The 12,055-nt window shown below is 72.4% G+C and carries 13 protein-coding genes; 8 read left to right on the top strand and 5 right to left on the bottom strand.

All coding sequences use genetic code 11. The annotated features are described in order from the left end of the window. Positions 1–12: 12 nt before the first annotated feature. Positions 13–435, bottom strand: coding sequence for an MmcQ/YjbR family DNA-binding protein (locus tag AC1DV7_RS03870; protein WP_477594765.1), 423 nt, complete (start codon positions 433–435; stop codon positions 13–15). Between the two features lie 156 nt (positions 436–591). Here AC1DV7_RS03870 and arfB point away from each other — a divergent pair, with 156 nt between their 5' ends. Next, positions 592–999: an alternative ribosome rescue aminoacyl-tRNA hydrolase ArfB gene (gene arfB / locus AC1DV7_RS03865; RefSeq protein ID WP_477594834.1), complete on the top strand. Its 408-nt coding sequence runs from the start codon at positions 592–594 to the stop codon at positions 997–999. A gap of 8 nt (positions 1,000–1,007) precedes the next feature. On the opposite strand, the gene AC1DV7_RS03860 is transcribed toward arfB, so the two are convergent. Continuing rightward, positions 1,008–1,772, bottom strand: coding sequence for a class I SAM-dependent methyltransferase (locus tag AC1DV7_RS03860; protein WP_477594763.1), 765 nt, complete (start codon positions 1,770–1,772; stop codon positions 1,008–1,010). A 154-nt stretch (positions 1,773–1,926) separates the two neighbouring features. Between AC1DV7_RS03860 and AC1DV7_RS03855 the strand changes: the two genes are divergently transcribed. Next, complete coding sequence (locus AC1DV7_RS03855) at positions 1,927–2,709, top strand: electron transfer flavoprotein subunit beta/FixA family protein (RefSeq protein ID WP_477594762.1); 783 nt, start codon at positions 1,927–1,929, stop codon at positions 2,707–2,709. A gap of 48 nt (positions 2,710–2,757) precedes the next feature. Beyond that, positions 2,758–3,717, top strand: a complete 960-nt coding sequence (locus tag AC1DV7_RS03850) for an electron transfer flavoprotein subunit alpha/FixB family protein (RefSeq protein WP_477594758.1) — start codon at positions 2,758–2,760, stop codon at positions 3,715–3,717. Positions 3,718–3,862: 145 nt separating this feature from the next. Here the strand turns inward: AC1DV7_RS03850 and AC1DV7_RS03845 are convergent, their stop codons facing one another. The 3 genes from AC1DV7_RS03845 to AC1DV7_RS03835 all read right to left on the bottom strand — a co-directional run bounded on the left by AC1DV7_RS03845 (position 3,863) and on the right by AC1DV7_RS03835 (position 7,206). Next, positions 3,863–5,329 (bottom strand): S8 family peptidase, encoded by a 1,467-nt coding sequence (locus tag AC1DV7_RS03845; protein ID WP_477594757.1) that lies wholly within the window; start codon positions 5,327–5,329, stop codon positions 3,863–3,865. A gap of 172 nt (positions 5,330–5,501) precedes the next feature. Further along, positions 5,502–6,695, bottom strand: a complete 1,194-nt coding sequence (locus AC1DV7_RS03840; RefSeq protein ID WP_477594755.1) for a hypothetical protein — start codon at positions 6,693–6,695, stop codon at positions 5,502–5,504. Further along, positions 6,685–7,206 (bottom strand): SigE family RNA polymerase sigma factor, encoded by a 522-nt coding sequence (locus AC1DV7_RS03835; RefSeq protein ID WP_477594753.1) that lies wholly within the window; start codon positions 7,204–7,206, stop codon positions 6,685–6,687. The genes AC1DV7_RS03840 and AC1DV7_RS03835 overlap by 11 nt, the downstream gene beginning before the upstream one ends. A gap of 122 nt (positions 7,207–7,328) precedes the next feature. On the opposite strand from AC1DV7_RS03835, the gene AC1DV7_RS03830 reads away from it, so the two are divergent. From AC1DV7_RS03830 to AC1DV7_RS03810, 5 genes are read left to right on the top strand one after another with little or no spacing between them, the layout of a single operon-like run. After that, the gene (locus tag AC1DV7_RS03830; protein ID WP_477594751.1) at positions 7,329–8,516 is read left to right on the top strand and encodes a cysteine desulfurase family protein; all 1,188 of its coding nucleotides are present in this window, start codon (positions 7,329–7,331) and stop codon (positions 8,514–8,516) included. Next, the gene (mnmA, locus tag AC1DV7_RS03825) at positions 8,516–9,601 is read left to right on the top strand and encodes a tRNA 2-thiouridine(34) synthase MnmA (protein WP_477594749.1); all 1,086 of its coding nucleotides are present in this window, start codon (positions 8,516–8,518) and stop codon (positions 9,599–9,601) included. Before AC1DV7_RS03830 ends, mnmA begins: the two co-directional genes overlap by 1 nt. A 5-nt stretch (positions 9,602–9,606) precedes the next feature. Beyond that, the gene (locus tag AC1DV7_RS03820; protein ID WP_477594747.1) at positions 9,607–9,987 is read left to right on the top strand and encodes an MmcQ/YjbR family DNA-binding protein; all 381 of its coding nucleotides are present in this window, start codon (positions 9,607–9,609) and stop codon (positions 9,985–9,987) included. 33 nt (positions 9,988–10,020) lie between these two features. Next, positions 10,021–11,007 carry a uroporphyrinogen decarboxylase/cobalamine-independent methonine synthase family protein gene (locus AC1DV7_RS03815; RefSeq protein WP_477594745.1) on the top strand — a complete coding sequence of 329 codons (987 nt, stop codon included), beginning with the start codon at positions 10,021–10,023 and terminating at the stop codon, positions 11,005–11,007. Between the two features lie 16 nt (positions 11,008–11,023). Continuing rightward, the gene (locus AC1DV7_RS03810) at positions 11,024–12,052 is read left to right on the top strand and encodes a DMT family transporter (protein WP_477594743.1); all 1,029 of its coding nucleotides are present in this window, start codon (positions 11,024–11,026) and stop codon (positions 12,050–12,052) included. The last annotated feature ends 3 nt before the right edge of the window (positions 12,053–12,055 follow it).

The following is a 12,055-nucleotide window of genomic DNA, read 5'->3' as shown; positions in this document are numbered from 1 at the left end:
GTCAGGGCGGCGTCAGGCAGGCGGCGACACGAGGCGCGCCAGGCGCTGGGGTGCCATCAACGCATAGCTCTCGGTGAGCAGCTCGGTCACCTCGTCCCAGTCGGTCAGTGGCGTCAGGACCAGTCCGACGACCTTGGGGTTCCAGTCCGGCTTGTAGAACGGGTAGCCCGTCGCCACGAGGGCCGCGAGCTCGTCGCCGCGGGACCGGAAGGTCATGGCGTCGACGGGGTCGGACCCCTGCAGCCAACGACCCACGACAGAGCGACCGCGAGGGTCGATGTGGGCCAGGTGGCAGAAGGTGCGCTGCCGGATGCGCCACCGGACGCCGATCCAGGCGTCCTGCTCGTGGGCCTCGGGCAGAGCGAGGCAGATCGCGCCGACGCGGGCGACGAGCTCGGGGGCGAGGTCCGGTGCCAGGGGCTGGCCACTGCTCACGGACCGACGCTACGACCAGGCACCGACAGCCGCCCCAGACGGCGGACCTGGAACGAGCACCTGTGGTGGAGTGGACCCGTGCCCACACCCCAGGCCGGACGGCCGCAGCCCGGCGCGGCGCTGGCCGTCCCTCCGGGTCCCGGCCTGCCGCGGGGGATGGTCATCGACGCCGGGGAGCTGGTCGAGCGGTTCTCGCGCGCGTCGGGTCCGGGTGGCCAGGGCGTCAACACGACAGACAGCCGCGTCGAGCTGGACTTCGACCCGGCCACGTCGCGCGCGGTCGCCGCGCTGCCCGAGGCAGCGCGGGCCCGTCTGCTCGACCGGCTCGCCCCGAGCCTGGTCGGGGGCAGGGTCCTCGTGGTCGCGTCGGAGCACCGGGCCCAGCGGCAGAACCGCGTGGCTGCCCGCCAGCGCCTCGTCGCCCTGCTCCGTGAGGCCGTCGCCCCCGACCCGCCCAGCCGCCGCCCCACGAAGCCGACCAAGGGGTCCCAGCGCCGACGCATCGAGGAGAAGAAGCGCCGCGGCCAGCTCAAGTCCGGCCGGCGGGCGGTCGACGACGGCTGACCCGCCGTTCAGGTCCGGAGCGCCACGACGGCGAACAGGTCGAGGCAGGCGTCGTCGGCGGGCCCGAGCTCGAAGTCGTCGGCCGTCAGGTCAGCGACCAGCGCCTGCAGGCCCTCACCCCACGAGTCCGCTTCATGGTCCTGTTGGGCAGCCACGACCGAGCCGTGAGCCGCCTCCCATTCGCGCAGCCGCGGCCCGTGACCCAGCCCGACCACGGTGACGTCGGCACCGGGCAGCCAGTGGCCCAGCTCGGTGGTCAGCTCGTCGGCGTCGTACTCGCGGCAGTGGTAGAGGTTCGACGGCCGCTCCCGCCGCTCCAGGCCGGGCGAGAAGGTCAGCCGGTTCGGTGTCGACAGCACGACGGTGCCGCCGGGACGGGTGACCCGCGCCAGCTCGCGCACGTAGTCGCCCGGGGTCCAGATGTGCTCCAGGACCTGGAGCGACACCGTCACGTCCGCGGTCCCGTCGCCGAGCGGCAGCGCCGTCAGGGCACCCCGCAGGTATGCCGCGTGGGCACCGCCGTGGACCCGCGCGGCGTGCGCCGCGGTGACCGCGTCGTAGTCGACGCCGACCACGCGCACGCCGGGCCAGGCGCCGCGGAGCAGCTCCGCGGCATACCCCTCGCCACAGCCGGCGTCGAGGACGACCCGGGGCGACGTGGGGACCCAGCCGGGCACGGCGGCATACCCGGCCTCGTGGCGACGGAACCAGTAGTTCTCGGCTGCGACCCCGGGGACCGTGCGCTCACCCGTGATGGTCAGCGGTGTGGGCACCGTCACCTCCTGCGGGTCGGCCGTGCAGAACTCGGCGCCCCCGTGGTGAGCGTCACGCACAGGCGGCATGTCGATTCGAGGGGCGGGCTGTAAGGATGGCACCTGACCCCATTCCGACCCATGGCAATGATTCCAAGAAGGGGACGATCAGCACATGAATATCGTCGTCTGCGTGAAGTACGTGCCGGACGCACAGTCCGACCGCACGTTCAACGAGTCCGACAACACCACCGACCGGGTGGGCGTTGACGGCCTGCTGTCCGAGCTCGACGAGTACGCCGTCGAGGAGGCCCTGAAGATCGTCGAGGCGGGCGAGGGCGAGGTCACCGTCGTGACCATCGGCCCCGACCAGGCTGCCGACGCACTGAAGAAGGCCCTCCAGATGGGCGCCGACAAGGCGGTCCACGTCAAGGACGACGCGATCCACGGCTCCGACGCCGTGGCGACCTCGCTGGTCCTCGCCGAGGCGATCAAGAAGGTCGGCACCCCCGACCTCGTGATCACCGGCATGGCGTCCACCGACGGCACGATGAGCGTCGTCCCGGCGATGCTGGCCGAGCGCCTCGGCCTGCCCCAGGTGACCTTCGCCTCCGAGCTGACCGTCGAGGGAGGCACCGTCACGGCCCGCCGCGACGGCGACGCCGCGTCCGAGACCATCGTCGCCAGCCTGCCTGCGCTCGTGTCGGTGACCGACCAGATCAACGAGCCGCGCTACCCCTCGTTCAAGGGGATCATGGCCGCGAAGAAGAAGCCGGTCGAGCAGTGGGCGCTCGCCGACCTCGGCGTCGACGCCTCCCAGGTCGGCCTCGACGCCGCCTGGACCAAGGTCGAGTCGTTCACCAAGCGTCCCCCGCGCGAGCAGGGCCAGATCGTCACCGACGAGGGCGACGGCGGCACCAAGCTCGCGGAGTTCCTGTCCGCGCAGAAGTTCATCTGAGCCGGCGAGAACCGCTGCGTAGGACCAACAGAAAGAGGAACCACACTCATGGCTGAAGTACTTGTTCTGGTCGACCACGCGAACGGCACCGTTCGCAAGACCACGTCCGAACTGCTCACCATCGCCCGCCGCCTCGGCGAGCCCAGCGCCGTCTTCGTCGGCAGCGGGTTCGACGCAGCCAAGGAGACGCTGGCCAGGTACGGCGCGGAGAAGGTCTACCGCGTCGAGGACGCCGACGTCACCGACTACCTCGTGGCCCCGCAGGCCGAGCTGCTCGCGCAGCTCGTCGAGAAGACCTCTGCCGCTGCCGTGCTCATCCCGAGCAACTCGGCCGGCAAGGAGATCGCGGCACGGCTGGCGATCAAGACCGGGTCGGGCCTGATCACCGACGCCGTCGACGTGCAGGCGGGTGAGGGCGGTGGCGTGTCCACCACCCAGTCCGTCTTCGCCGGGTCGTACAGCGTGAAGTCGACGGTCACCAAGGGCACCCCTGTCGTGACCGTCAAGCCCAACTCGGCGGCCCCCGAGGAGGCTGCTGGTGCGGCTGCCGACGAGGTGTTCGAGCCGACCATCTCCGAGGGTGCCAAGGGCGCCAAGGTCACCGAGTCCAAGCCCAAGGAGGCCACCGGCCGTCCGGAGCTCACCGAGGCCGCGATCGTGGTGTCCGGTGGTCGTGGCACTGGCGGCGACTTCTCCAAGGTCGAGGACTTCGCCGACTCCCTCGGTGCTGCGGTGGGCGCCTCGCGTGCCGCCGTCGACGCCGGTTGGTACCCGCACACCTCGCAGGTCGGCCAGACCGGCAAGCAGGTGTCGCCGCAGCTGTACGTCGCGTGTGGCATCTCCGGTGCCATCCAGCACCGCGCCGGCATGCAGACGTCCAAGACGATCGTCGCGATCAACAAGGACGAGGAGGCCCCGATCTTCGAGCTCGTCGACTTCGGGGTCGTGGGAGACCTGTTCACCGTCCTCCCGCAGGCCACCGAGGCGGTCAAGGCGGCCAAGGGCTGACACCAGCGGTACCCGCAACGAGCGCCCCGGACCATTTCTGGTCCGGGGCGCTCGTGCGTCGGGCGGCAAACCCGCAGTCCTGACACGACGACGCCCCGGAACCCCCTCACGGGTCCGGGACGTCGCGTCCAGTCCGCTGGGCTGCTCAGCGGATGGCGTTGGCGGCAGCCACGACGTCGACCAGGCCGTGGCCCTTGTCGAAGCTGGTGGTGCCGTTGGGGTCGCCGCCCTCGTAGGCGGCACCGTTGGTGTACTTGTAGGCCGTCGTCTCGAGCGCGGCCTCGATCTGGGCCGGGGTCGCGGACGGGTTGGCCTGGAACAGCTGCGCGACGATGCCCGAGATGTGCGGCGTGGCCATCGACGTGCCGCTGATGGTGTTGTAGTCGCCACCCTCCTGCGGGTCGAGACCCGTCGAGCAGATCGGCAGGTAGACGCGGCACGAGCTGGTGATGTTCTCGCCGGGCGCCGAGATGTCCGGGTAGGTCGAGAGCACGCCACGCTTGCCACGGCTCGAGAAGTCCGAGACCGTCCCGTCACGGGTGCCGGTGTCCTGGTCGAAGTAGGACGCGACCGAGATGATGCCGGGGGTCGGGTCCATGCCCGGGGGGTTGGACAGCGACTCGGAGCCGTCGCCACCGTCGTTGCCGTTGGCCCAGACCGTCACCACGCCCTCCTTGACGAGTGCGCGCTGCAGCTTGACCGTCGCGGAGTTCGGGTCGAGGGACCCGCCACCGCTGGGTCCGTAGGAGTTGCTCGTCACCTTGATCGGCGGGCAGGTGCTTGCCGGGACGCCGGCGCCACAGGGAGCGGCGTGGTGCTCGAGCACCCAGTTGAGTGCTGCGTCGGCACCGATGATGAACAGGACGGCGCCGGTGCTGATGCTCACCAGGCTCGACCCGGGCGCGGCACCGTGCATCTTCGTGCCGTCGGAGAGGGTGACGTCGCGCCCGGCGACGATGCCGTTGACGTGCATGCCGTGACCGCCGCCGGACACGAGGTCGGTGTCGGCTGAGCCGGCGTCGACCGGGGCGCAGGTGGCCTCGGTCAGCGGCTCGCACACCATCTTGAGGTTCTTGACGACGGCGCTGGTGCCGTTCGCGTTCTGCAGGAAGGGGTGGGTCGGGTCGACGCCGGAGTCGATGACCGCGACGCTGACGCCTTTGCCGTCCAGCGAGGTGCCGTCGGCGCCGGTGAGGGTGGAGCGGGCCTCGTCGCCACGGGTCGCCTTGTTCGAGGTGGAGAGGAGCATCGTGATGGGGGCGTTGCCCTCGACGTACGTGACACCGGGCTGGGCGCGCACGGCCTGGACCTGGGCGGGCAGACCGGTCGCGACGACGACGCCGATCTTGTCGAACGTCGTGACCTTCGTCAGGCCTGCCGCGGAGACTGCCTTGCTGGCAGCCGCGGTGTCGGTGCCGTGCACGAGGACGGTCGTGGGAGTGGCCACCTTGAGGACGCTCAGCTGCTGGCTCAGCCATGGCTGCACGGGCGCGAGGGTCTTGCCGGTCGGCAGCAGGCCTGCTGACGCGGGGGTGGCGAGTGCGACGGTCGCAAGGGCGGCGGTGGCGGCCCCGGCAATCATCGCGACCCGGTTTCTCTTCACGGTTCGCATGTCTTCCCTTCCAGTTCCCCGGCTCGAAACGGGGGCCGTCGGCGACGACCCGTGTGACCTGCACAACGACAGGTGGCAGCACCGGTTACGCGGGGGTTGGTAAGGGAATGGTCAGGATTCAGGCGTGGCGGGGCGCCGTGGGGCGGTCCGGCGGCTCTGTCCCGGGCTCGGGCTACTGGAGGACGCCGATGCTGCCGCGGCCTCCCCCGAGGGTGGCGTCGAGCCCGGTCACCTGGTCGGGGGTCCCCTGCACCATGACGGCGAACGCCGTGCCGCCGCTGCTCATGACCTGCATGACGGGGACGCCTGCCCTGGCGCCGCCCTCGAGGTGCGGGGTCACGCTGGTCGCGCCGAGGGGCAGCACCCCCCAGAGGATGGTGGGGCCGCCCTTGACCTGGAAGGTGCCGTAGCCGATGGCCGTCTCGGGGTCGGCCCCGGACAGCGTCGCCACCAGGCCCCCGGGGTCCGTGACGACCACGTCGGCCTGCAGCTGTGCCAGGACCGGGGTGCCCACACGGGCGCTGTCCCTCAGGATCTGCACGACGACGCTCTCGGCCGCCGTGGCCCCGGTCGGTGGCCCCGTCCGGGTGAAGCCGTCGGGTGTCAGCGGCGTGGCCGCCTCGCCCGCCATGCTCACCCCGAGCCCGACGGAGTCCGGCTGTTGCCCCTCGATGACCAGGGTCCAGCGGGTGGTGGTGTCGCCGGGGAACCGCCAGCCCACGTCGGCGGCGACCGTGGCCGTGGGCGGCGGATCGGTGAACGTGAGCAGGTATGCCGTGAAGTCACCGGCGGGCGCGGTGCTCACCTGGTGCGGTCGGACGGCCTCACCAGCCACGGGGAGGTACGTGATCTGGGTGGCGCCAGCCGGGGCCACCCCGACCACGACACGGGATCCGGCGGTCCCGTCGACGACCCGCCACGCCGCGCCTGCGACGTGCAACGCGGCCTTCGCCGGCTCGGCCTCTGCACCGTCGCGGGTGACGACCACCGACAGCACGCCGTCGGCGACGGTGACGGCATACGACCCGCCGGGAGCGGTGAGCGTCGCGGAGCCGGACAGGTCCGGCTGGTTCGGCTGCCACGTGACCCGCGGGTCGTGGGTCTGGACGGGGCCGGTAGTGACCCCGCTGCCGCCCCGCGTGGAGCTGCCGGCCGGGGGCGCGGTGCGCCCGTCGGTGGGGGACTGCGCGACCACGACAGCCACCACCGCGGCCGCAGCGGCAGCCGCAGCTCCCGCCGCCAGCCACCGCGCGGTGCGGCGGTTCTGCCTGCGCCGGCCCTCGGCGAGGACGGCGTCGAGGTCGACGTGCATCGTGGGGGCAGCCTCGGTGCGCAGCAGCTCGAGGACGTCGAGGTCACCGGACATGGGCTTCTCCCTGGTCGGACATGAGGGTGCGGAGCCGCTCGAGGCCCCGGGACGACGAGCTCTTCACCGTGCCCACGGACACCCCCAGGGCCTCGGCGACAGCGCGTTCGGACAGGTCCGCGTAGTGCCGCAGGACCACGACCTCGCGCTCACGGGCGGGCAGCGACTGCAGGGCGCGGACGAGGTCCAGGCGGTCCGCCACGGCGCCGGCCGTACCGCCACGGTCGGCGGTGGGCGTCGCCGAGCCTCCCTCACGCACCTCCTCGACGAGCACGAGCCGGCGGTCCTTGCGCCAGGTGCTGACCACGACGTTGCGCAGGATGCGCAGGACGTACGGCTCCGGCTCCTCGTACCGAACCCTCGGCCACACGCCGTAGAGCCGCACGAGCGCCTCCTGCGCTGCGTCCTCGGCCTGCCCGGCGTCACCGGTGAGCAGCCATGCCGTCCGCAACAGGCGCGGCAGCACCCGACTGGCGAACCACTCGAACGCGTCTTCGTCCTTCGTGCGCACCGTGCCCCCTCCCTGACGTCACCTGCTCATGGACTCCGTCGCCGCGCCAGCCGTGCGGTCGCTGACGTACCCAACGCCACACTGACACTGAAGGTTGAGTAGTGGACGCGTAAACTTTCCGGGTGACCGCCTACCTCGACCACGCCGCCACCACGCCGATGCTCCCATCGGCGATCGCGGCGATGACCGAGCAACTCGCGGTCACGGGCAACGCGTCCTCGCTGCACACCTCCGGCCGCATGGCTCGCCGCGTCGTCGAGGAGGCCCGCGAGCGGCTGGCCAAGGCCCTCGGCGCACGCCCGTCCGAGGTGGTCTTCACCTCGGGCGGCACCGAGTCCGACAACCTCGCCGTCGCCGGCACCTTCTTCGCCCGCCGCGAGTCGGACCCGGCCCGCGTGCGGATCGTCGTGAGCGCGATCGAGCACCACGCGGTCCTCGACTGCGTGGAGCACCTGGTCACCCACGAGGGCGCCAAGGTCAGCTGGGTCGAACCCGACGCGGCCGGCGTCGTGGGTGTTGCGGCGGTCCGGGCCGCGATCGAGGAGGACCCCGACTCGGTCGCCCTCGTGAGCGTGATGTGGGCCAACAACGAGGTCGGGACGGTGCAGCCCGTGGCCGAGCTCGCGGCCGTGGCCCACGAGTTCGGCATCCCGTTCCACACCGACGCCGTGCAGGCCGCGGGCCACCTGCCCGTCGACTTCACCGCCTCGGGCGCCGACCTGATGACGGTCACCGCCCACAAGGTGGGCGGACCGCTCGGCGTCGGAGCCCTGTTCGTCCGCCGTGACGCCGTGCTGGTGCCGCTCAGCTTCGGTGGCGGTCAGGAGCGCCAGGTCCGCAGCGGGACGCTCGACGTCCCGGCCGTACGCGCCTTCGCGGTCGCGGTCGAGGAGTCCGTCCGCACGCTCGAGTCCGAGACGGTGCGGCTGACCGCCCTGCGCGACAGGCTCATCCGCTCCGCGCTCGACCTCGGCTACGACATCACGGTGACTGGCGCGTGGGAGGCCGGCGACGGCATACGGCGGCTGCCCGGCAACGCCCACCTGCTCGTGCCCGGGTGCGAGGGGGACTCGCTGCTCTATCTCCTCGACGCCGCAGGCGTCGAGTGCTCCACCGGCTCCGCGTGCCAGGCCGGGGTGCCGCAGCCGTCCCACGTGCTCCTCGCCATGGGCATCCCGGAGGCCTCGGCCCGCGGTGCCCTGCGGCTCACTCTGGGCCACACCTCGACCGACGCCGACGTCGACGCGGTCCTCGGGGCGCTGCCGGCGGCGATCGAGCGGGCGCGGCGGGCCAGCGGGTGGACGGGCTGATGCGCGTCGTCGCAGCGATGTCCGGCGGGGTCGACTCCGCGGTCGCGGCGGGTCGCATGGTCGACGCGGGACACGAGGTCGTCGGGGTGCACCTGGCCCTGTCGCAGAGTGCGGCCACATTGCGCGAGTCGGCCCGAGGTTGCTGCACGATCGAGGACGCCGGCGACGCCCGACGCGTTGCGGACATGCTCGGCATCCCGTTCTATGTCTGGGACATGGCGGCTCGGTTCCGGGCCGACGTGATGGATGACTTCGTCGCCGAGTACCGCGCGGGCCGCACCCCCAACCCGTGCCTGCGCTGCAACGAGAAGATCAAGTTCTCGGCGCTGCTCGACAAGGCGCTCGCGCTCGGCTTCGACGCCGTCGCGACCGGTCACTACGCGCAGGTGGTCGAGCGCGGCGACGGCGCCCGCGAGCTGCACCGCGCGGTCGACAGCGCCAAGGACCAGTCCTACGTCCTCGGGGTCCTGGACACGGACCAGCTCGCGCGGGCCTTCTTCCCGCTGGGCGACACGACCAAGCCGCAGATCCGCGACGAGGCGCGCGAGCGCGGGTTCTACGTCGCGAGCAAGCCCGACTCCTATGACATCTGCTTCATCGCCGACGGCGACACCAAGGGGTGGCTCGCCGAACGGCTGGGGGAGCAGCCCGGTGACATCGTCGACGCCGAGTCCGGCGAGGTCGTGGGCGCCCACACGGGCGCCTACGCCTACACGGTCGGCCAGCGACGGGGACTCGGACTGGACCGCTCCTCGCTCGACGGCTCCCCGCGGTACGTCGTGGACGTCGACGCGTCCCGCAACCGGGTCACGATCGGCACGTCAGACCTGTTGGGGGTCAACGCGATTCGCGGCGACCACGCCCGCTGGTGCGGCGAGCCGCCCGAAGGCGTCGTCGCGGTGGGGGCTCAGGTGAGGGCCCACGGCGAGGAGGTCCCTGCCACCGCGTGGGCGAGCGGCGACGACGTCGAGGTCCGACTGTCCTCGCGGCTGCGTGGCGTGGCCCCCGGCCAGTCCGTGGTGCTCTACGACGGGACACGCGTGGTCGGCTCGGCCACCATCGCGTCGAGCTGGCTCGAGCGCTGATCCCCTTGCCGGACAGGGAGATTCGTGACGGGTCGCCCCTGGCCCGCGTGCGGGCGCTCTGCCTCTCCTTCCCGGGCACCGAGGAACGCCTCTCGCACGGCGAGGCGACGTGGTTCGCCGGTGGGCGCAGGTCGTTCGTGATGTGCGCCGACCACCACCACGACGACAGGGTCGCCTTCTGGGCGGCAGCACCCGACGGGGCGCAGGCGCAGCTCGTGGCCGACGCGCCGGAGCGCTACTTCCGGCCACCGTACGTCGGCACCCGCGGCTGGGTCGGCGTCTGGGTCGACGTCCCCGACGTGGACTGGGCGCGGGTCGAGCAGGTCGTCGAGGATGCCTGGCGCTGCGTGGCCCCGCGGCGACTCGTGGCCGAGCACCTCGGCTGACGACCTGTCGGTGCCACTGGCTACGCTCGGGACGTGGCTCGCGCAACTGGCATCGGATCCCTGCCCGGCACCGACATCCGCGAGTCCCTTCGGGTCGTCCGCGACCTCCTCGGTGACGGCCACCTGCCGTTCCTGCCCGAGCTGCCCGCCCGCGGCCCCGGCGCCGACATGGTCGGTCGCACCGCCGCCCTGCTCGTCGACCTCCACGTCGACCTCCAGCCCGGCGGGTGGCGGTTCGTCGACCGCCCCGGACGCGACTCCGCCCGCACCTCGGCCTTCTGGCACGAGGACCTCGACGAGCTCGCCGAGGCGTTCGACGGTTACACCGGCGACCTCAAGGTGCAGGTGACGGGCCCGTGGACCCTCGCGGCCGGCATCGAGCTCAACCGCGGCGACAAGGCCGTCGCCGACCAGGGAGCCCTGCGCGACCTCGTCGGGTCGCTGGCCGAGGGGGTGCGCCGCCACGTGGCCGAGGTGCAGCGCCTGGTCCCGGGGGCCTCTCTCGTCGTGCAGGTCGACGAGCCGTCCCTGCCCGCTGTCCTCGCCGGGCGGCTGCCCACCGCATCGGGCTACGGCCACCTGCGTGCCGTCGACCCCCAGACCGCCATGAACGGCCTCCGGGACGTCCTCGCCGCCGCGCCCGAGGGAGCGGTGACGGTCGTGCACTGCTGTGACCCCGCCATACCGCTGCCGCTCCTGCGGGCCACGGGCGTCGGTGCGGTGGCGCTCGACGTCACCGCCCTGGGCCCCGCCCGCTGGGAGTCGATCGCGGCCACCGTCGAGGCCGGTGTGCAGCTGTATGCCGGGTGCCTGCCCACCGACGGCAGCGGCACCGTGCGCGGGGCCACCGACCTCGTGGTCCGGGGGTGGAGCGACGCCGGGATGTCGCCCCAGGGCCTGGCCGACATCACCGCCACGCCCGCCTGCGGCCTGCCCGGACTCACACCCGAGGGGGCCCGGCGCGTTCTACAGTCAGCGGTCGACGTGGCCGCGGAATGGTCGCAGCGAGCCGAGAGTTGACCCACCCGTGTCCAGCATGAGCAACAGAGTCGCCGCCAGCTCCTCCGTCACTGCCGCCGCGCCCACCGCCACTGGCCAGGCCGTACTGCCCGGCGCGCCGGCGACCCGGGTGCCCTGGCAGGCCAAGTACGTCCTGCTCGCCTTCATCTGGGGCTCGAGCTTCCTGCTCATGAAGGTCGGGCTGCGCACCATGGCGCCCCTGCAGATCTCCGGGCTGCGGATCTTCGCGGGCACCGCGACGCTGGTCGCGCTGCTCGCGCTCACCGGTGGCCGCCTGCCGCGGGAGCGCCGCACCTGGGCCCACCTGACCGTCTCGGGCGTCTTCCTGACGGCCCTCCCGTTCAGCCTGTTCGCGGCCGGTGAGGAGCGGGTCTCCTCGGCCCTCGCGGGGATCGGCAACGCCACGACCCCACTTGTGGCCGTGCTCTTCGCCCTGGTGCTCCTGCCGTCCGACCGGCTCTCGCCGCGCAAGCTGGCCGCCGTGCTCATCGGCTTCGCCGGGGTCGTCGTCATCATGCAGCCCTGGGAGTCGGCGGGTCGCCCCGACCTGCTCGGGTTCGGCATGACCCTGGTCGCGGGCGCGAGCTACGGGCTGGGCTGGACCTACAACCGGCGGTTCCTCGGCGCCGCCGACCTCGGCGGGCTCTCGATGCCGACGGCGCTGCTCCTGGTCGGCTCGGTGCTCATGGTTCCGGTCATGCTCGTCTGGTGGCTGCTGACCCGCGACGTCCACGCCGCGCCGTGGAGCGGGCACACCGATCTCGACGGCGGCGGGGCCCTGCTGCCGCTGCTCTGCGTCCTCGCCCTGGGCGTCGTCGGCACCGGGCTGGCCTACATGCTCCAGTTCGACGTCGTGCGTGGTGCCGGCGCGACCGTGAGCACCACGGTGACCTACCTGATCCCCGTCGTGTCCGTGCTGCTGGGCGTGCTGGTCCTCGACGAGCACCTCGCCTGGCCGCAGCTGCTCGGTGCCGGGATCGTGCTGGTGTCGGCGGTGGTGATCGGTCTGCCGGCGCGGCGCACCAAGTCACCCGCGACGGCTTGACCT

The sequence above is a fragment of the Pedococcus sp. P2_E4 genome (assembly GCF_056403935.1).
Note: the sequence above shows the minus strand (reverse complement) of the source record. Positions and strands in the feature narration are given on the sequence as shown.

Excerpts from the sequence above, each read along its gene's own strand:
- arfB (WP_477594834.1), top strand. The coding sequence starts at position 592 with ATGGTCATCGACGCCGGGGAGCTGGTCGAGCGGTTCTCGCGCGCGTCG.
- AC1DV7_RS03855 (WP_477594762.1), top strand. The coding sequence starts at position 1,927 with ATGAATATCGTCGTCTGCGTGAAGTACGTGCCGGACGCACAGTCCGAC.
- AC1DV7_RS03850 (WP_477594758.1), top strand. The coding sequence starts at position 2,758 with ATGGCTGAAGTACTTGTTCTGGTCGACCACGCGAACGGCACCGTTCGC.
- AC1DV7_RS03845 (WP_477594757.1), bottom strand. The coding sequence starts at position 5,329 with ATGCGAACCGTGAAGAGAAACCGGGTCGCGATGATTGCCGGGGCCGCC.
- AC1DV7_RS03840 (WP_477594755.1), bottom strand. The coding sequence starts at position 6,695 with ATGTCCGGTGACCTCGACGTCCTCGAGCTGCTGCGCACCGAGGCTGCC.
- mnmA (WP_477594749.1), top strand. The coding sequence starts at position 8,516 with ATGCGCGTCGTCGCAGCGATGTCCGGCGGGGTCGACTCCGCGGTCGCG.
- AC1DV7_RS03810 (WP_477594743.1), top strand. The coding sequence starts at position 11,024 with ATGAGCAACAGAGTCGCCGCCAGCTCCTCCGTCACTGCCGCCGCGCCC.